Origin of the sequence: Phytomonospora endophytica, assembly GCF_014202425.1 — a bacterium.
In the GTDB taxonomy this organism is placed as follows: domain Bacteria; phylum Actinomycetota; class Actinomycetes; order Mycobacteriales; family Micromonosporaceae; genus Phytomonospora; species Phytomonospora endophytica.
The window spans coordinates 47,407-65,686 of record NZ_JACHGT010000003.1 but is presented as its reverse complement, the minus strand read 5'-3'; the positions used below and the strand labels follow the sequence as shown (position 1 = coordinate 65,686).

Sequence of the window (18,280 nt, the reverse complement as noted above, 5' to 3'; positions counted from 1 at the left end):
CCCTCACGCCAGCACTTTGGTCTGGGTGGTGATGGTGATCGGCACGGGCGCGCCGAGGTTCCCGACGCCCATGTCGCCCAGGTGCAGCACGGGCATCGCGCCGGCGCCGAGCATCACGACCGGGCCGTCGACCTTGGCCATGGCGGCCCCGATCTCCAGGGTCGAGGCGCCGACCGCGGCCTTCACCGCCGAGGCCTCCAGGGTCACCTTCGCCATGCCGACGCCGTGCTTGATGTCGATCACGCTGGAGCTCATCTCGATCACGTGGGAGTTCTTCCCGTCGGTGATCTTGATCCCGGCGGAGCTCATCTCGATGACATGGGAGTTCTTCCCATCGGTGAGCTTCACCCCGTCCTTGTCGAACAGGAGCTTGTGGGCGTTCTTCCCGTCGGTGATGACGATCGACTCACTGCCCTCGGTGTCGTCGAAGATCAGCAGGTGCCCCGAGACGGTCTTGACCGCGCGGACCGTCGGCGGATCCTTCGCCGCCTCGGCCGCCCACGTCGACGGGGTGTGCTGGACACCGGTCCACAGCGGGAACTCCGAGTCGCCGCCCTCGAACTCCACCCACACGCGGGTCTCGTTCTCCGGCACGAAGAAGTACCCGAAGGGCAGGGCCGCCCGCGCCGGTACGAGCTCCTCCGGCGGGAACACCGTCGGCACCGAGACCAGCACGATCCCGTTCTTGTCGGCGTCCCGGTTGTCCTTGACGACCCCGGTGTACTTGGCGAAATACTCGTCGGCCATGGCCCACCCTCACCGCACTGCCTTGAACTCGGATTTGTATCCACCGGTGTCGATGGTGTGGGTGACGCCCGTGACGTACCAGTCCCCCGCGAAGCGCTCGTGCACCCCGAGGATCGACACGTTGCACTTCGCGCGCATCCAGATCGACCCGGCGGTCGTCCCGCTCGCCGACATGCCCAGCCGCCGCGACTCCAGCGACCCGGTCTTCTCGTCGAGCTGTTGCTGGCTTCCGGCGACCTTCCCGGTCGTCGGCTTCGGCTTCGCCAGCTCCGTCTGGAGCTTCTCGCGCGCCCGCAGGCCGACGTCGTAGAGCGCTTCGATCCGGTCGAGGTCGGCGCGGCTGGCGCGCGCGCCCAGATCGTCGGCGAGGGGCCAGATGAACACCTCGACCGGCGGCTGCGGCGGCGTGTTGACCGCCTGGCCGGAGTCGTCGATGTCGTTGACCTCGCGGACCCGGTCGATGAAGCTGGCGTCGAAGGCCGGGCTGAACGTCATGAGGTTGCTCGACGGCCCCATCCGGTAGCGCAGGACCAGCTTGTCGGCGCGGTTGATGCCGAGGATCTTGCGGTCGGCGATGAAGTAGAGGACCTCCTCCTCGTTCTCGTCGAGCTCCACGAAGCACTTCGCCTGGAACTTCTTGGCGAGATCCTGCAGGAAGGCCAGATCGGTCTTGCCGTCCTGGTTCTCCCGGGTGACCTTCGGGTCGGGCTTGAGGTCGGCGACGATGTCGGCGAAGTGATAGGGCTCGCCGATCTTGCGCACCACCGCGTTGACGGTGGTGTTCGTCCAGTTCTTCTTCTTCTCGGCGAGGCCCATCTCGATGGACTTGTCCTCGCCCTTGATCTTGACCTGCGGGACACCGTTCTCGGGATAGGTGACCTCGACCTTCGTGATCGTCGCCCGCAGCATCAGCGCGTGCTGGTCGGCCTCGGCGTACCCGATGTCGACCTCGGCGATGCAGCCCTCCATGAGCGCGTCGGCGTAGATCATCCGGGGGTCGTTGACCGTGATCGTCGTGTTGTCGGCGAGCCGGTCGTCCTCGACGACCTGCACCGAGGTCACCCAGGGCGTGATGTCCTGGCCCTCCACGACCACGGAGAAGTACGGGACGCGGGCGATCCGCGGGCCGGTCACCGGAAACTCCTGGCCCGGCTGGCGCGCGTGGCCTGGCCCGGTGCGGGCAGCCGCAGCTGCTCGCCGGGCGCGAGGTCGAGCGGGTAACGCAGCGGGTTGACGTCGAGGATGCGCCACCAGGAGCGCTCGTCGCCGAGGTGGCGGCGGGCGAGCAGGTCGAGCGCCTCGCCCTGCCGGACGCGGTGGACGCGGTCGCCGGGAGTGTCGGTCCCGGTCAGGCGCAGGCCGATGACGTGCCGGGGCCGGCCATCGGGGCCGGTGACCTCGAAGACGGGGAGGTCGGCGAAACGTGAACCTCGCGGGACGGGCATCGCGCGCTCCTAAACGGACGGATCGGGGTTGTAGGGGGTGATCTCCACGAGGGTCACCGAGACCTCGGCCCGCACGGGGTCGAGGCTGGCGTTGAACAGCTGCTCGGTGATGGAGACCTCGGTGACGATGCAGTCGATGACGCGCTCGCCGAAGCCGAAGGCGCAGACCGGTGGCGCGGCGAAGACCGAGTTCGGGTCGTCGTAGAGGCTGACGAAGCCGTCGACGGAGGTCTCGGCGTCCTGCCAGTTCTCGGTCTGCGGGTACATGAACGCCCGGTACTTGAGCAGTTCGGGGCCGATGCCGCCGCGGTCGTCGCGGGCGATGTCGATCTCGTCGTCGGCGGGTCCGGCGAACAGGCCGTCGACGAGGACCTTGAAGGACAGGGTCCGGTCGCCGCCCGCGCTGTACTGGCGGACGGGCATGAGCATGCCGGGGGCGTTGAGGCTGGCGTAGGAGATCGAGCGCTTGTCGTCGACCTTCTCGGGGTTGTACTGGAACTGGACCAGGATCTCGGGGTCGAGGCCGACGCTGACGAGGAAGCCGCGGACGGGGTTGCGCTGGTTGAGGTTGGCCATGTCCTCCGCTCCCTCCTATGCCGCCGCCGGGCGGGCGCCGGCCTGGAAGTCCTGGGTGGACCGCAGTGCGCCGAGCCGAGCCTGGAGCTGGGCGATGATGTCGTCGGTGAGCAGCGACGCGGAGTCGGCCTCTAGGCGCTCGGCGCTGATGCTGATGTTGATGCCGCCGGCGTTGACGGTCTGGTCGACGGCGGTGGATCCGCCCGCGGCGGGTGCGGCGAGCGCTCCCCCGGAGGCGAGGGCGCCGAGTCCGGCGGGTGCGGCCGTGGCGGCCGGTGGCGGGGGCGGTGGTGCGGCGGCCGACGGGAGCGCGTTGGTCAGGGGGACGCTGGGTTCGTCTTCTCCGAAGAGGAAGTCGCCGACTCCCCCGATGGCGTCGCCGATGCCGCCGATGGCGTCCCCGGCGAGGTCGACCATGCCGCTGGCGGCGTCGCCGACGAGTCCGGCCGCTCCGCTGATGACGTCGGTGACGCCGCCGATGACCGATCCGGCGACGTCGCCGATGAGGCCGCCGAGGGAGCCGATGGCGTCGCCGATGCCCCCGAGGACGTCGCCGACGATCCCGCCGAGTCCGCTGAGGACGCCGCCGAGCATGCTGCCGATGCTGGATACGACGCCCAGGACGCTGCCGAGGGATCCGAACAGCGAGGCGAGGGTGGCGAGGGGACCGGCCGCGTAGACGAGGGCGGCGGCGACGGCCCAGACGAACCCGGCGATCAGGGCGAGGCCGATGCCCATGGCGACCATGTCGCCAGCGGTCATGGCGCCGAGGGTGGCGGCGAGCTGGGACAGGGCGGCGATGAGGCCGGTGAGTCCGGGCAGCGCGCTGACGGCCTGGGCGGTGAGGGTGTTGAGGGCGAGGGCGAGCAGGTAGACGAACCCGGCGATGAGCAGGAACCCGGCGGCGATCTGGAACATCTGGCCGACGCTGAAGGCGGCGATGGCCTGCATCATCTGGGTGATGGCGGTGAAGAACTTGGCGAGGGGTTCGAGGGCGGAGATGGCCTGCTCGGTGAGCGTCGCCAGGGCCTTGCCGAGGAGCCAGACGAAGCCGGCGATCAGCAGGAACCCGACGGCGATCTTGGCCAGCTGGGTCCAGTCGAAGCCCGCGATGGCGGTCATCAGTTTGGTGATGCTGTCGAAGAACGTGTTCAGGTGCGGGATGACCTGGCCGAGGTCGGTGGTGAACTGGCGGAAGGCGATGCCCAGCAGCGCGACGAAGCCGGCGATCAACAGGAACCCGACGGCGATCTTCCCGAGCTGCGACCAGTCGAAACCGGCGATGGCGGTCATCAGTTTGGTGATGCTGTCGAAGAACGTGTTCAGGTGCGGGATGACCGTGCTCAGGTCGGTCGTGAACTGCTGGAACGCCTTGCCGAGCAGGGCGACGAACACCGCGATGGCCAGGAACCCGACCGCGATGCGCCCCAGCTGCGACCAGTCGAAACCGGCCAGGGCCGTCATCAGCTTGGTGATGCTCTCGAAGAACGTGTTCAGGTGCGGAATGACCGTGCCCAGGTCGGTCGTGAACTGCTGGAACGCCTTGCCCAGCGCGGCCACGAAGAGCGCGATCCCGGCGAACCCGGCGGCGATCTTGCCCAGCTGCTCCCAGTCGAAACCCGCGATCGCGGTCATGAGGGCCGTGATCGCCTCGAAGAACGTCTTGAGCTGCGGGACGATCACGGCCAGGTCCGAGGTGATCTGCTGGAAGGCCTTGCCCAGCAGTGCGACGAAGCCGGCGATGCCGAGGAACCCGGCGCCGATCTTGGCCAGCTGCTCCCAGTCGAAGTTCGCCAGGGCGTTCATCAGCGGGATCAGGCCGGCCACCAGCAGGCCGATCGCGATCGCCGCCGGGATCGCCGCCGCGGTGAAGGTCGCCAGGGCGGCGCCGACGCCGAAGAGGAACGCCACGATGATGGCCAGCCCCAGGGCGAGCAGGCCAAGGAGGCCGAGCAGCTTCAGCAGGTCGAGTTCGGCGAGCGGGTCGGCACCGGTCACGATGATCTGGATCGTGCCGTTGACGCCGATGCCCTCGTTGAGTTTGGCGAGGATCGCCTCCAGCAGCCCGATGATCTGTGCGCCGATGCCGCCCTGTTCGGTGGCGAAGATCGCCACGAGCGTCTCAAGGCTCACCAGGCGCCCGATGATGTCGTGCAGGTGGATGTGCGAGCGCCCGTCGAGCCAGCGCATGTAGGCGATGTGGTCGAGCAGTTCGAGGAACTTGTTGTAGCTGAGGTAGGCCACCGCCCATCTGGTGGCCTCGATGTGGTCGAGGAGATCCTCGTTCATGACCTCGACCCGGAGTCTGCTCTGGAATACCGACCCGAACGTGTCGACGAGGTTCAGCGTCATCAGCCGCAGGACCGTGCGGATCTCGTTGAGCTGCGCGTCGATCGAGTCGAGCGGGGGCCGGACGACGTCGATGAGCCCGCTGCGGACGTAGGCGCCGATGAGGCGCGCGCTGTCGTCGCTCAGCGACAGCGAGATCGGCAGTACACCCTCCACCGCGGGTCACCTCCCTTGGTCAGCGCCGTGCCTGGGCACGGGCCCGTTCCATGTCGGCCTTCTGTTCGGCGAGAACGTCGGCGAGGAGCCGCACGTAGGATCGCCGTTCGTCGATGTCGAGGCCCATCGCCTCCGAGTAGCTCCAGTGCAGGTGGTAGCCGAGCGCGAAGATCTCCTGGCGCAGCCGTTCGGTCTCGGTCAGCTCGGGGTAAAAAAACTGGTCAGGTCCAGTGAGGTCCGCATCGGGCGGCCGCAGGTCTGGCAGTCGATCTCGCGGGTCAGGTCGAGACCCGGCATCTCCTCGCGGAAGGCCTTCTCGATGCGGGCGCGGTCGCCCATCGTCAGGTCGGACAGGATCTTGGTGCCCAGCGCCTCACGGCGGTTGTCGGGCATCTCCTCCCCGTCGCAGCTGACGCTCACCAGGCACCGCGCCAGCAGCGCGTTGGTGCCCTTGGTGGCGTTCTCCCGGGCGACCATGGAGATCCGCTCCTCGTCCTGCCCGATCGGGATCCGGAAGCGCATCAGGTCGTACCAGGCGTCCTTGGCGCGGTCCTCGAACCCGTCTTCGAGCAGGACGATGATCTCCGGCGGGCCGGCCCCTTCGCACATGCGGACCGGGAAGGACTCCAGGTCCTCGATCGACAGGGTCGTCTCCCGGCACGACGGGCACGTGTAGCTGGCCTCCAGCTCGGTGCCGAAGGTGAGCTTGCGCAGTTCGAGGAGGAGGAAGTTCCGGTCGGGAGAGGTCAGCTCACCGACGACCTGGCGGTTGATCTGGGTGATGTCGCCGAGGCCGCGCAGGCAGCCGTTGAGGAGCTCGGTGACCAGCTTGCCGCCGTTGGCGCGCAGCTTGCGGTCGGCGAGCAGGGCCTCCTCGTGGCCGGTCATCTTGCGCAGCCGCGCGGTCTTGTGGAGCCGGCCGTCGGCGTCGAGGTATCCGACGGGCAGCTCCACGTCGTACTCGCGGGGCCGCCGCGGCCGGGACTCGACCTCGGTGATCGTCACGAGACACGCTCCAGGCCCTCGTGCTCGATCTCAAGGGTCTGCTTGAACAGGCCGGAGGAGCCGGCCTCCAGGTCGGAGAACTTCGAGGACTTGACCCAGGCGCCGTAGAACGCGAAGCGCAGGACCTCCTGGCCGTTCTCGGTCTTGATGATGGCGCCGTTGCGGCGGACCGAGGAGGTCTGGGTCTCGCCGTTGAGGGCGAACATCTCGCCGAACCAGTCCTTGAAGAACCCGTCGAAACGGCTGCCGTCCATGTTGCGCTCGATGACCATGGTGTCGAACTTGATGACGCCGCTGGCGATCTTGTGGATGGTCGGGGATCCGCCGTCGGGCTGCTCGATGACCTCGGTCATGCCCTCGTTGAGGCCGGTGACCTTGGTGACGGGGCACTGGGTGCCCTCGATCTCGACCAGGAAGCCGTGCGTGCGGTAGGACTCTGAGAAAGTCAGCTCAGCCATGTCGTCTCGCTCCTTTGCTCTCTACGCCTCGGCGGCGCTTGCTCCGCTGTCTTGCTGGCCGACGATGATGAGGATCGCCTCGACCGGTTTGGCCGGGTAGAAATAGACCTCGAGGGTGAAGATCCCGTTGGCCACGTCGGCCGGTGGGTTGTTCTCCGCGTCGCATTTGACGGTGAAAACCTGCTCGGCGGGGTCGGAGCCGAAGGCCCCCTGCCGCCACAGGCCCAGCAGGAACGGCGTGACGACGTTGAGCCGCACGGCCTTGCGGAGCTCCTCGCTGTGCGGTTCCTGCGGAACCCAGGTGAGGCCGTCGCGCAGTGAGGTCTTGAGGAAGTTGAACAGCCGCCGCACGTTGACGAAGAGCCAGCGCGTGTCGGTCGACAGGGTTCGGGAGGCGTCGACGACGATGCCGGCGCCGGGGAGGGCGCGGATCCCGTTGATGCCGCCGTTGCGGACGAGGTCGGTGTGGTCGGCGTCGGTCATGTCGTACTCGACGCCGAGGGCGTCGGACAGGCGTGCCTCGTCGCCGCCGGGGGCCTTCCACACGCCGCGCGCGTCGGCGATGCGTGCGTAGGTGCCCAGGACCTGCCCGACGGGCGGGATCCACACCAGCGGCTGCACCGCGGCGGCGACCGGGTCGGGGTTGACGACCTGGATCCACGGTCCGTACAGGGCTCCGAAGACCTTGCGGCCGCGCAGCCCGGCGGCGTAGGCCTTGGCGCCTTCGATGTCGAAGTCGTAGGGCACGGTCCCGACGAACATCGCGTCGCCGCGTCGTTCGCAGTAGGCGATGCATCCGGCGGCGACGCCCACCGAGGTGGTCTCGGGGCAGGCGAGCAGCTGGATCGAGGCGCCGTTGAGGGCTTCGAGACCGGTGCGGACGGCCGGGTCGCCGAGGAAGGCGGTGTCGGCGGGGTCGGCGCCGTCGGAGCCGGTCAGCAGCGGGTAGGTGCCCGCGGCGGGCGCGTCGAGGCCCGCTCCGGACGCGCTGTCGAGGTCCGTGGCGACGATGTAGGACGAGCCTCCGGCGGGGTCGTTGACGACGGCCTCGACATAGGACCCGTGCGAGTCGACCATGCTCAGCGAGGAGAAGCGTTCGACCTCGGCGCCGTCGCGGCGGACGACCAGGTCGAACTCGACGCTGGAGACTCGTGCGGCGACGGCCGGCAGGGCGGGGAACGCCGGAAGGGCGCCCCAGCCGATCAGGCGATGGGTCTCGGAGGCGGCGGTGAGCTCGCGGAAGGTCTGGGTCCCGGCGACGGGCGTGGCGCCGGTCATGCCGAGGGCCGCGCGGGCGTCGGTCGCCGGTCCGGCGGGTGCCGCCAGTGCGATCGTCGAGCCGGTGCCGTCGCGGTTGGACAGCAGGGCCAGGCGGTTGTTGTGGGTGGTCTCGGCGGTGAAGCCGACGGACTGGCGGTTGATCGCGGCGACGACCTCGCCGATGGTGACCGCGGCCGGGTTGGCGAAGTCGGTGTCGGCGAACAGGATCGTCTCCCCCGCGCCGCCGTCCGGCGTCACCAGGACGCCCGAGCCGCCCGGGACGGTGGCGGCCAGCGCTGCCCCTGCGAGGACGTGCCCGCGGGTGGCGAACTTGACGGCCGATCCGGTGCGGAAGCCGCTCGCCGAGGACAGCGCGATCGAGGTGCGTCCCGCCGGGATCCCGTTGTCGCTGTTGGCGTTGCCGCCGGTGAAGCCGAGGCTCGCCGGTGCGGTGACCGCCAGGCGCGACCAGACGCGCGGGTCGGTGGACACGACCGCGGCGGCGACGTGCCCGTCGGGTGTCACCGCGGCGCGGACGGCGGTGGTCTGGCGGTTGATCACCGCGGCGACCTCCTGGGCCGAGGCGGCACCGATGGTGGCGAAGTCGCTCGTGTGGAACGTGACCGTGGCGACCTGGTCGGCGCCCCTGGTGGTCACGGTGAACTGGACGGTGGCGCCGTCGGTGAGCACGAAGGGCTCGGCGGTGGCGCCGATGACCTGTGCGGGCACCGAGGCCGAGCCCAGTGGGTTCGGTTCGACGGCGACGGCCAGGGCGTTGCCCCAGGCGCCGGGGTCGGCGGCTCCTCTGGCCCCGGCGCGCAGACGCAGGGTCGGGACGGGCGTTCCGGCGCGGTCGTTGACGTCGGCGGTCGCGGCGGTCGCGCCGGCGCCGACGACGCGGACGACGTAGGCGTCGGAGCCGCCGTTGTCGAAGAACCCGCGAACGGCGTAGGCGCCGAAGGCCTTCGGGTGGTAGCTCCCGAAGTTGGCGGTGAAGTCGGCGAAGCCTCGGATGCGGACGGCCCGGTCGGGTGCGCCGCGCTGGCTGCGGACGACGAAGCCGGCGACGGAGGTCGGTGCGGCGGTGATCGTCGGCGCGGACCGGCCGTCGACCTCGACGACGGTGACACCGAGATTGATGCTCATGGATTCACTCCTCAGGCTTCCGCAGCGGAGCCGCCGCCGGGCTGCTGGCCGACGATGATGTGGACGGTCTCGGCGGGCCGGACGGGGTAGACGTAGACCTCCACCCGGAACAGTCCGAGGTCGACGTCGGCCGGCGGGTTGTTCTCGGCGTCGCATTTGACGGTGAAGACCTGCTCGGCGGGGTCGGAGCCGAAGGCCCCCTGCCGCCACAGGCCCAGCAGGAACGGCGTGATCACGTTGAGGCGCACGGTCTTGCGGAGGGCCTCGGTGTGCGGTTCCTGGCGGACGAAGCGCAGTCCGTCGCGCAGAGTCGCCTTGATGAAGTTGAAGAGCAGCCGCGTGCTGACGTACTGCCAGCGTGTGTCGGTCGACAGGGTCCTCGACGCGGCGACGGCGGGCGTGCTCCCGCCGGGCGAGAGGATGCCGTTGGTGCGGCCGTTGCGGACGAGGTCGTCATGCTCGCCCGCGCTGAACCCGGCGGCCAGCGCCTGGGCGCCGCGGATGGTGGCGGCGATCCCGGCGGGTGCCTTGTGGATGCCGCGTTCCTGTTCGGTGCGGGCGTAGACGCCCATGACGTGCCCGTCGGGTGGAACGAAGCGCACGGGCGAGGGGCCGACGCCGACGGGGTCGGCGACGAGGATCCACGGTGCGTAGACGGCCCCGTAGACCTTGCTGCCCTGGAACTGGGCGGAGTAGGTCTTGACCGTCTCGGTGTAGTGGGCGACGGTCTCGGTGTAGTCGGCGGGCGAGCGCGGGACGGTGCCGACGGGGGCACCCCGGTCGGGGGGCGAGCCGACGTAGACGGCGTCGCCGCGCAGGGCGCAGTAGTCCATGGCGCCACGGGCGGTCTGGGAGCGTCCGGAGGCGTCGAGGAGGTGCGCGTCGGGGACGGCCAGGAGCTGGACGGCCACGGTGTCGAGCGCGTGGATCCCGGTGCGCGCGGCGGTGTCGCCGAGGAGTCTCCCGGCCGTGACGGCGTTCTCGGTGCCGCCGGCGAGGGCGACGCCGCTGGCGACGGCGGGTACGTCGACGCCGGGACCGGCCGAGGTGGTCAGGTCGGCGAGGACGATCAGGCGTGAGCCGGTGACCGGGTGGTTGACGCGGTCGGGGGCGTAGTCGGGCGTCGCGGGCTGCATGGACAGGTTCGCCCAGGTCTCGACGACTTCGAAGGCTCCGGTGGCGGGGTCCTGGTCGCGGATGACGAGGCGGAACTCGGCGGTGGTGACGGCGACGCCGGCGGCGACGGCCTCGCCGGTGGCGGTCACGAAGGAGACCACGCGGGTGGCGGGGTCGACGGCGGTGACGACCCGGAACAGGGTCGTCGTGGAGGCCACGCGCAGGACCGAGCCGACGGAGACGCCCGAGGTGGATGTCAGCTGGAGGCTGGTCGCGGCGGCCGTCGCGGCGACGGCGGTCGTGGTCGTGGCGCGAGGGTCGTCGCGGACGTCGACGCGCAGCGTGTGGGCCCAGGTGCCGGGGTCGGCGGCTCCGCGGGATCCGGCGGTGACGCGCAGGCAGGCGGCGGGGGTGCCCTGGCGGTCGTTGAGGGTCGCCTGTGCCGGAACGCTCCCGGCGCCGACGACGCGCACGACGTGTGCCTCGCGGCCGCCGTTGAGGAAGAACCCGGTGACGGCGTGCGGCAGGTACCCGCCGGTGATGTGGCCGCCGAAGCGCGCGGCGAACTGGTCGAGGCTGGTCACGCGGACGGCCTTGTCGGGCACGCCGCGGCGGGCGCGGCCGACGAATCCGGCCACCGACGTGGGTGCGGCCTGGAGCGTGGGACTGGCGCGACCGTCGACCTCCGTGACGTTGACGCCTACCTGGAGTGGCATCGCTACGTATTCCTTTCTGGCGACGTCCGGACCGCGCCCTGCGCCGCGAGGCGGGAGAGCAGGCCGTCGGCCGCCGTGTCACGGGCGACGACGAGACGCCCGCGGGCTGGCAGCACACAGCGCCCGGTGGGCAGCTGGAGTTCGATCGGCGCCGAGGTGAGGTTCTCCACCACGACGGTGTCGGGTGCGGGCCGGCAGGCCAGCCGCGCGGGTTCGGTGCGGTAGGGGTCGGTGTGCGACGCCGGTCCGGTGAAGCCGAGGACGGCGGCGGCGTCGGGTGTGTCGGGATCGGCCGGGCCGGTGACGGTCAGGCGGGATCCGACGCCCTGGGTGGGCGAGACGAGGCGGACGCGCCCGTCGCCGGTGACGCGGGCGATGGTCCGGCGGAGTTTGCGGTTGATGTTCTCGGCGGCGTCGGCGGGGGTCCAGTGCCCGTCGTGTTCACCGAAGCCGATCTTGCGGGCCTTGCCGTCGACGTGGACGGTCATGGACGCGTCGACGGGGATGGCGAAAGGGCCGCCGGCGCCGGTGAGGCTCGCCGCCCCGGGGCCGGTGCCGGTCGCGGTCGCGCCGGGTGCCAGGCCGAGGGCCGCCGCCGCGGTGGATGAGGCGGAGACCTCCAGGGTGGTGGTCTCGCCGGTGTCGTCGGTGACGAGGACGAGCCGGTCGCCGTCGTCGGTCTCGGCGGTGACGCCTTTGAGGCCGACGGCGATGGCGACGGCGAGCTCGCCGGGGGTGGCGGCCTCGGGGTCGGCGAAGGAGCCGACGTCGAAGGTGAGCGTCTGCCAGGGGCCGCCGTCGACGCGGATGACGAGGGTGGCGCCTTCGGTGAGACGGTAGGCGGTCATAGCCGCAGCACGATTCCTTCCTGGTCTTCGGGGGCCGGGACGGCGGGCGGCTCGTCTCCCGCGGGGTCGAAGGGGCTCGCGAGCGGGCCGGACGCGAGGGTGGCGTTGGCGGCAAGGGGCAACTCGACGCGGGGGCCGACCTCGACGCGGGTGCCGATGTGCAGGTAGACCGGTGCGGGCACGGCGCGGACGCGGACGTCCAGTGGCGGCGGCAGGAGCGTGCGCACGGGCAGGACGGTCCCGTTGACGCGCAGGCCGGTGTCGATGCCGACGCGGCGGAGGATCTCGGCGCGCAGGGCGGTGGAGTGGGCGCGGGAACTCGCGGCGGGCAGGATCTGGTACTCCACCAGGACCGGCCGTGCCGGTGGCCGCACGCTGGCCACGGTCAGGGCGCCGCTGGGCCGGTAGCTGTCGCGCTGGGTGATGTTCCAGCCGCGTTCGGGTTCTTCGCGCTGGTCGGTGAGGGTGACCAGGACGACCGGGTCGGGCAGGTCGGCGGCCGCGGCGGGTGGCGAGAAGGGCTCCTCCTCGACGACGACGGGGGCGATGACGCCGATGGTCGCGCCGGGTCCGAGGGCGGCGCCGAGGACGGGCGAGATCGTCAGCGTCGTGGTGTCGCCGGGTTCGTCGTGGGCGACGCCGACGACGGCGTGGCGCGCCTCGCCCACGGCGAGGGTGTTGCCCTCGTAGAGGCGCCGGTTGAGGCCGGTCACGACGAGCGTCGAGGCACCGGCGGCGGCGGGTTGCACCGCAAGGCCGGTCACACCGGGGATCGGCATGCCCTCCAGGAGCCCGGTGAGGGCCTCCTCGACGTCGGTGAGTGGTTCCTCGGCGACGGCGAGGAGCTCGTCGAGGCGGAACTGGAAGGACGCGTCGGTCAGACATCGCACCCGCAGCGAGGTGACCGCCGTGCGGCGGTCACCGGCGATGCCGAAGCGGTGCTGTTCCCATACGCGCGTCCGGGCGACCGGTACGAGCCACCGGTGCTCCTCGCCGGGGAGGTCACCGGCGTCGGTATAGGACAGTTCCAGGATGAACGGCCTGCGCTGGGTGCCTTCGGAGGCGCGGGTGGAATAGGTCCACAGCCGCAGCTCGTCGAAGTCGCTCAGATCGAGAGGGGAGGCCGGGGTATGGCTGGCTGCCACCCCGGCGGCCCCGGCGCGGGCGGTGAGCTGCAGACTTCCGGAGCCCTGTACCCGGAACGGGATGACCGTGGTGTCGAGGAGGGCCGGATCCGACGAGACCCAGACGGTCTCGAATCCGTGCACCAGCGCACTCGGCATGCCGATCCCCCTACGGATCTGTCGGCTCCCCAGCCCGCTAATCAGTAAATGCGGACGGGGCGGGGAGCGACAGGGCACGAAGGCGGCCGAAGGGGAATGTGTGACTGCCTCTTCACACACCGCGTTTCAGGACTTTGGTCCCGTACTTCGGCGAGCTTTGCCCGATGTGGACCATCCGGTGCGGATCGAGGCGGGATCGTGCGGCGTCCTCACTCTATCGCCCGGTACCGGGCCCGCCGGCGGGCACTCCCGGACACCGCCCGCCGCGCCACGGCGGGCACAATCCACCGAAGAGCGAGCACGGCGAGGGGAGTGGGATCATGGCGGCACCCGGCACGGGTGACGGGCGGACGGTGGTGACCGATCCGCTGCGAGACCGGCTGCTCATGTGGATCGGCCTGCCGATCCTGGGGGCACTGGCGGTGTGGGTCCTCAAACTGATCGCGGGATGGGTCGCCGGGCTGAGCTGGGCGCCGTTCCAGGGCGCCTTCCGGCTCGCCGCCGACGTTCCCGAGCCGGTCGCCACGCTCGCGGCCTTCGCCCTCGGTGCCGCCGGCGGGCTCGTGCTGGCCTACCTCGGGCACGTGGAGTCCCTCGTGCTGACCTTGGAGGGCGACGCCGTCGAGGCCGCCAAGGACGGGCGCAGGCGCACGATCGGACGCCACGAGATCGACCGGGTGTGCCTGTCGGGCAAGGAACTCGTGCTCCTGTCCCCCGACGGCGCCGAGCCCCTGCGGGCGCGCACCGAGACGAAGGCCGACGTACTCGCCGATGCCTTCCGCGCGCACGGATACACCTGGGTTGACGCCGACCCGTACGCCGCCCGCTTCGCCCGCTGGGTCGACGGCGCCGAAGGTCTCCCGCCCGGCGCCAACGCGATCCTCAAGGCCCGCCAGAAGGCCCGCGACAAAGACGACAAGGACGACTCCGCCGAACTGCGCGACGAGCTCGCCAAACTCGGTGTCGTCGTCCGCGACGAGAAGAAGCGCCAGTACTGGCGCCCGGCCAAGGAAGGCTGACACCTTGCTCAACGCCACCCGCACCGCCTACCTCACCGCGGCCGAGTCCGCCGCGGCCCTCCTCGCCGATCCCGCCGTGACCACGACCTGGGAGCAGCCGAGCGCGCTCGCCGAGTTCAAGGTCGGCGGCCTCGCCGGGCACCTGGCCTACCAGGTCCTCAGCGTGCCGTCGACGCTGGCCATCGCGCCCGACGGGGGCGAACTGATCCCCCTGCTAGAGCACTACGCACGGGGCACGTGGCTCGACGCCGAGATCGACGACGAGGTCATGGTCGGCATCCGCGAGACCGGGTACCGCATCGCCGCCGAAGGCCCGGAGGCGCTGGCGCGGACCGTCGCCGACACCGTCGCCGCGCTGCACGGCACGCTCGCCGATGAGGCGGCCGACCGGGTGGTGGCGCTGGGCCGCGCGCCCTGGTCGCTGACCTTCGACGACTTCCTGACCACGCGCACGATGGAGCTGGCCGTCCACTCCGACGACCTCGCGGTCTCGATCGGCGTCGACACGCCGAAACTGCCCGCGGAGGTGACCGAGCCGGTCCTCGACCTGCTGGCACGCCTGTCGGTGAAGCGGCACGGGCCGGTGGCGCTGATGCGCGCCTTCAGCCGGGCCGAGCGGGCACCGCGTTCGGTGGCCGCGTTTTGAGCGGCGCTCCGGTGTGGTGGCTACTCGCGGGGGCCGCCGTCGCGCTCGCCCTCGTCGTGGCCTGGCGGCTGCTCACCAGGCCCGGGAGCAGGCCCGCACCGCGGGCCGGGGGCGGTCCGGCGCCGGGTGAGATCTGGTGGGCCGATGTGCCTTTCGAGGACGGGACCGGCTCCAAGGTCCGGCCCTGCCTCGTGCTGCGCGCCGACGGCCGTGGCGCGGCGGTCTTGAAGATCACCAGTCAGGATCAGAGCCACCGCCGCGACCACGTCGAGATCGCCACCCGCCACTGGGATCCCAAGGCGAGGCACAACAGCCATCTCGACCTGACCGATCCGATCCGCGTGTCGCGCGGGTCCTTCACGAAGAGGGCCGGGCGCCTCGACGCCGGGACCTGGTCGAAGGTCCGCCGCCTGCACCGGATCTGACCCTCCACACGCAACCGTCCAATGTGGACCTTGAGTGGGATGCCCGGCAGCTCAAAGCATCCGGGAGGAGGGTATTCCCGTATTAGCACCGACCTGCCACTATGTCTGGCATGGTGACGGTCGACCCCGCATTCCTCGGCTTCCGCGGTCCTTGGGAGCCCACGCCGCTCGAACGTGACGCGGCGACCCGGATACTCCCGGCATTGACGTGCCCGGAGCCCGACGAAACCCTGCTCATCCGTCTCGAACGCGTGGCCGCGGCCGCGACCGTCATCCGTCGCGCGATTCTGGAGGCGGGCCCGCAGATCGCCGAACCGGGCGCGCCGATCTGCCTGGCGAGGCTCGCCGTGGCGAGTCTGCGCCGCTTGTCGTCGCTGGAGGAGCTCGCCGACCGTCTGCTGGACTCGCGTGCCGGGCTCTCGGCGCCGGAGGCGGATTCGGCGGTGGACGCCGAGGAGTTGCGCGGCCGGGTGGAGCTGGCGGAGGAGATCGTGTCGAGGCTGGGCGAGTTGCTGAGCACCGCGGTCGGGGCGGTGTAGGCGCGGCGGGGACGAAAAGGCCCCGGGAGCCCGACTGGGCAATAGCCGAACTCCCGGGGGTAAGCCGCAGCGAAGCATGCCCATGCTTCGTAAAGTGCTGCGGTGGACGCCGCCTGCGTGCCCGTGCCTGCGGCGCCAATCCGGAACAATACCCATGCTCGTCCCGGAAGTGAATAGCGGCGGGGCACATCACACACTTCAGTGTTTCTTCGAAGAAGTCTTTCTATTGATCATCGGCTGAGCTCGGCAATTGCTTCGACGGCGAGCCAAATCCCGAAGAGCGCGAACAGCGCGGCGGCGCCGAATTTGATCACGCGCTCGGGCAGACGTTTGCCGAGCCAGCGGCCGACGAGGATGGCGAGGGCGTCGGCGGCGACCATGCCGATGGTGGAGCCCAGCCAGGTGCCGAACCAGCCGTGGGTGGTGGCGAGGGTGATGGTGGCGAGCATGGTCTTGTCGCCGAGTTCGGCGAGGAAGAAGGCGACGGAGACGGCGAGGATGGCCGAGCCGCGGGATTTTTCGGCTTTCTCCCGTTCGGCGTCGGTGAGGCTGTCGCCTTTGAGGGTCCATGCCCCGAACCCGAGGAAGGCGATGGCGGCGACGAGGTTGATCCATCCGGTGGGGAGGGCGGCGCCGAGCCCGTAGCCGACGCCGACGGAGACGGCGTGCACGACGGCGGTGGCGATGGTGATGCCGATGAGGACGGGCCATGGGCGGTAGCGCGTGGCAAAGGTCATGGCCATGAGCTGGGATTTGTCGCCGAGTTCGGCGACGAAGATGACGGCGAAGCTGATGAGCAGCGCCGTGACGAACGAGTCCACGAGGGAGGGTCCTTTCCCGTTTGGTGCCGGGTTGAAGGACGGCGACGACCTCGACCCGGCTTGTCAGCCAGATCGAAGGTCTCGCTCGCCTCGACGGGTCGGGACATGGTCCGACCGCCGGGGCCGCGTGGCCGGGCACGTCAAACGCGCCAGTGTGTCGACCACGACATTGGGAGCTACTCCCCTTCGCGGGTGTGACTCTAGCGGGACGGGACCCAAGACCAACGCCCGCGTCACGGAGGTCACAGCCGCGGGACCCGACCGCGAGGACTGGCCCTATCCCCCCAGCCCCCCCATCCAGCTCCCCCACCAGCCGCATGGGCACTTCCACCCCGTACTCCCGCGCCAGCTCCAGCCACCATCCACGCCCGGCCCGCCAAGCCGCGACGACCCCGTCTCGCGCGTTCCCCGCCGCCGCGACCTCCCGCAACGCCTCCACCGCTCCGTCGGTCAGCGCACCCTCGGCCCCCCGCGAAGGCGTCAGCCAGTCACCGGTCCGCCCTTCCACCAGTCTCGCCATCCACAGCAGGTGCCGTTCCACGTGCGCGAGTGCGTCGAAGGCGCGCAGCTCCTCGCCTCTGGCCTCGACGTGGTGCGCGAGCAGCAGCCAGTTCGCGAACCGCCCGCACACGGTCTCCACCTGGCCGGCGTCGACGGACACCACCGGCAGCACGGGCACCGACTCGATCACCGGCCGGAGCCGTCCGCTCCGGTCGAGCAGCAGCATCGCCTCGACCGTCGCGCCGCGCGCGGGCCAGTCCCCCACCGATGGAATGTCGGTCGACAGGGCGAAGTGGAACTCACCGCGCACCAGTCCCCCGAAGAACGCCACGTGCGTCCCGAACTCGTTGACCACGAGATGCCGTAGCGGCGCGACCCGCGCGCACCACGCGGCCGGATCGACGTCTCGCCGGGCGGTGGGCCTGAAGAAGAGCCAGAACTCGATGTCGCTGTGCTCGTCACCGCGTCCTTGTGGGAAGGATCCGTAGGTCAGGGCGGCGTCGAGGCGGTCGTCGGCGGCGCAGAGCGCGCGGACCCGGTCGATCAGTTCGTGTTGGGGAAGCACGGGAGGACTCTATGCGGGGTCTTCCCCGCGGCCGTCACGTTTTTCACCGGCCCCGCCTTCGGCGACCAGGCGCAGCGCTTCGGCGAGGTCGGGGCCGCTCAGGGCGTGTTCGGGGTCCATCAGGTACTGGGCGAGGACGCCGGTCAGCAGCGCCTGGTAGAACGACCCGGCCAGCCACCGCTCTCGGTCGCCGACGCCGTCGGTGTCACCGAGGGCCATGGGCGCCATGCCCATCCGGGCGCCGCGGATGCTCCCGGCGAACCGCTGCTGGAGTTCGCCGGAGACGGCGATGCGGCCGAGCAGCTCCAGCTGGGTCGCCCACAGTGGACGGTCGGCCTCGAAGGAGGCCAGAACCTTCGTCCAGACGGCCGCGAAGCGCTCGTAGGGTCCCGTGCCGGGCTCCAGTTCGACGGAGAGGGCTTCTTCGAGGTGCTCGCCCCATTCGGCCATGGTCTCGGCGAGGGCCTCGTCGAGCAGCGCCTGGGTGCTCTTGAAGTGGTAGCCGATCGCGGCGAGGCTCACGCCGGCGGCGCCGGCGATGTCGCGGGCAGTGGTGCGGGCGTAGCCCTTGTCCAGCAGGCATTTCCGGGCTCCGGCCAGGAGCGCTTCCCTGTTTCCCATGGTCGACAGCCTAGCCGATGAATCAGACGAACGTCTTG

Annotated in this window: 18 protein-coding genes and 1 pseudogene; 5 read left to right on the top strand and 14 right to left on the bottom strand. The window is 70.6% G+C overall.

The window, feature by feature from the left end; translation table 11 throughout:
• Positions 1-3: 3 nt before the first annotated feature.
• The 11 genes from HNR73_RS06590 to HNR73_RS06540 all read right to left on the bottom strand — a co-directional run bounded on the left by HNR73_RS06590 (position 4) and on the right by HNR73_RS06540 (position 13,105).
• Positions 4-747 carry a phage baseplate assembly protein V gene (locus tag HNR73_RS06590; RefSeq protein WP_184786406.1) on the bottom strand — a complete coding sequence of 248 codons (744 nt, stop codon included), beginning with the start codon at positions 745-747 and terminating at the stop codon, positions 4-6.
• 9 nt (positions 748-756) lie between these two features.
• Positions 757-1,881 (bottom strand): phage late control D family protein, encoded by a 1,125-nt coding sequence (locus HNR73_RS06585; protein WP_184786405.1) that lies wholly within the window; start codon positions 1,879-1,881, stop codon positions 757-759.
• Entirely contained in the window at positions 1,878-2,192 is a 315-nt protein-coding gene (locus HNR73_RS06580) for a LysM peptidoglycan-binding domain-containing protein (protein ID WP_184786404.1), read from the bottom strand. The genes HNR73_RS06585 and HNR73_RS06580 overlap by 4 nt, the downstream gene beginning before the upstream one ends.
• Positions 2,193-2,201: 9 nt before the next feature.
• Complete coding sequence (locus HNR73_RS06575; RefSeq protein ID WP_184786403.1) at positions 2,202-2,768, bottom strand: CIS tube protein; 567 nt, start codon at positions 2,766-2,768, stop codon at positions 2,202-2,204.
• Between the two features lie 15 nt (positions 2,769-2,783).
• Complete coding sequence (locus tag HNR73_RS06570; protein WP_184786402.1) at positions 2,784-5,273, bottom strand: hypothetical protein; 2,490 nt, start codon at positions 5,271-5,273, stop codon at positions 2,784-2,786.
• Positions 5,274-5,471: 198 nt separating this feature from the next.
• Positions 5,472-6,278: a T4 family baseplate hub assembly chaperone gene (locus HNR73_RS06565; RefSeq protein WP_184786401.1), complete on the bottom strand. Its 807-nt coding sequence runs from the start codon at positions 6,276-6,278 to the stop codon at positions 5,472-5,474.
• Entirely contained in the window at positions 6,275-6,736 is a 462-nt protein-coding gene (locus HNR73_RS06560; protein WP_184786400.1) for a phage tail protein, read from the bottom strand. Before HNR73_RS06560 ends, HNR73_RS06565 begins: the two co-directional genes overlap by 4 nt.
• A gap of 21 nt (positions 6,737-6,757) precedes the next feature.
• The gene (locus tag HNR73_RS06555; RefSeq protein ID WP_184786399.1) at positions 6,758-9,142 is read right to left on the bottom strand and encodes a phage tail sheath family protein; all 2,385 of its coding nucleotides are present in this window, start codon (positions 9,140-9,142) and stop codon (positions 6,758-6,760) included.
• Positions 9,143-9,153: 11 nt separating this feature from the next.
• Entirely contained in the window at positions 9,154-10,974 is a 1,821-nt protein-coding gene (locus HNR73_RS06550) for a phage tail sheath family protein (protein WP_184786398.1), read from the bottom strand.
• A 2-nt stretch (positions 10,975-10,976) separates the two neighbouring features.
• The gene (locus HNR73_RS06545) at positions 10,977-11,822 is read right to left on the bottom strand and encodes a hypothetical protein (RefSeq protein WP_184786397.1); all 846 of its coding nucleotides are present in this window, start codon (positions 11,820-11,822) and stop codon (positions 10,977-10,979) included.
• Entirely contained in the window at positions 11,819-13,105 is a 1,287-nt protein-coding gene (locus tag HNR73_RS06540; RefSeq protein WP_184786396.1) for a hypothetical protein, read from the bottom strand. The genes HNR73_RS06545 and HNR73_RS06540 overlap by 4 nt, the downstream gene beginning before the upstream one ends.
• Before the next feature lie 320 nt (positions 13,106-13,425).
• Between HNR73_RS06540 and HNR73_RS06535 the strand changes: the two genes are divergently transcribed.
• The 4 genes from HNR73_RS06535 (at position 13,426) to HNR73_RS06520 (ending at position 15,734) form a co-directional block, all read left to right on the top strand.
• On the top strand, positions 13,426-14,124 hold the full coding sequence (locus tag HNR73_RS06535; RefSeq protein ID WP_184786395.1) for a YqeB family protein: 699 nt from the start codon (positions 13,426-13,428) through the stop codon (positions 14,122-14,124).
• Positions 14,125-14,128: 4 nt separating this feature from the next.
• On the top strand, positions 14,129-14,770 hold the full coding sequence (locus HNR73_RS06530; protein ID WP_184786394.1) for a maleylpyruvate isomerase N-terminal domain-containing protein: 642 nt from the start codon (positions 14,129-14,131) through the stop codon (positions 14,768-14,770).
• Positions 14,767-15,195, top strand: coding sequence for a type II toxin-antitoxin system PemK/MazF family toxin (locus tag HNR73_RS06525; protein WP_184786393.1), 429 nt, complete (start codon positions 14,767-14,769; stop codon positions 15,193-15,195). The genes HNR73_RS06530 and HNR73_RS06525 overlap by 4 nt, the downstream gene beginning before the upstream one ends.
• Positions 15,196-15,305: 110 nt before the next feature.
• The gene (locus HNR73_RS06520; RefSeq protein WP_184786392.1) at positions 15,306-15,734 is read left to right on the top strand and encodes a hypothetical protein; all 429 of its coding nucleotides are present in this window, start codon (positions 15,306-15,308) and stop codon (positions 15,732-15,734) included.
• Between the two features lie 230 nt (positions 15,735-15,964).
• Here the strand turns inward: HNR73_RS06520 and HNR73_RS06515 are convergent, their stop codons facing one another.
• Entirely contained in the window at positions 15,965-16,555 is a 591-nt protein-coding gene (locus tag HNR73_RS06515) for a TMEM165/GDT1 family protein (RefSeq protein WP_184786391.1), read from the bottom strand.
• Positions 16,556-16,937: 382 nt separating this feature from the next.
• Positions 16,938-17,186 (bottom strand): annotated as a pseudogene (locus HNR73_RS41160) (hypothetical protein); the annotation flags it as partial.
• Between HNR73_RS41160 and HNR73_RS06510 the strand changes: the two are divergent.
• Complete coding sequence (locus HNR73_RS06510; protein ID WP_184786390.1) at positions 17,085-17,423, top strand: hypothetical protein; 339 nt, start codon at positions 17,085-17,087, stop codon at positions 17,421-17,423. The pseudogene HNR73_RS41160 and the gene HNR73_RS06510 overlap by 102 nt on opposite strands.
• A gap of 207 nt (positions 17,424-17,630) precedes the next feature.
• Here the strand turns inward: HNR73_RS06510 and HNR73_RS06505 are convergent, their stop codons facing one another.
• Entirely contained in the window at positions 17,631-18,242 is a 612-nt protein-coding gene (locus HNR73_RS06505; RefSeq protein WP_184786389.1) for a TetR/AcrR family transcriptional regulator, read from the bottom strand.
• Positions 18,243-18,280 lie beyond the last annotated feature (38 nt).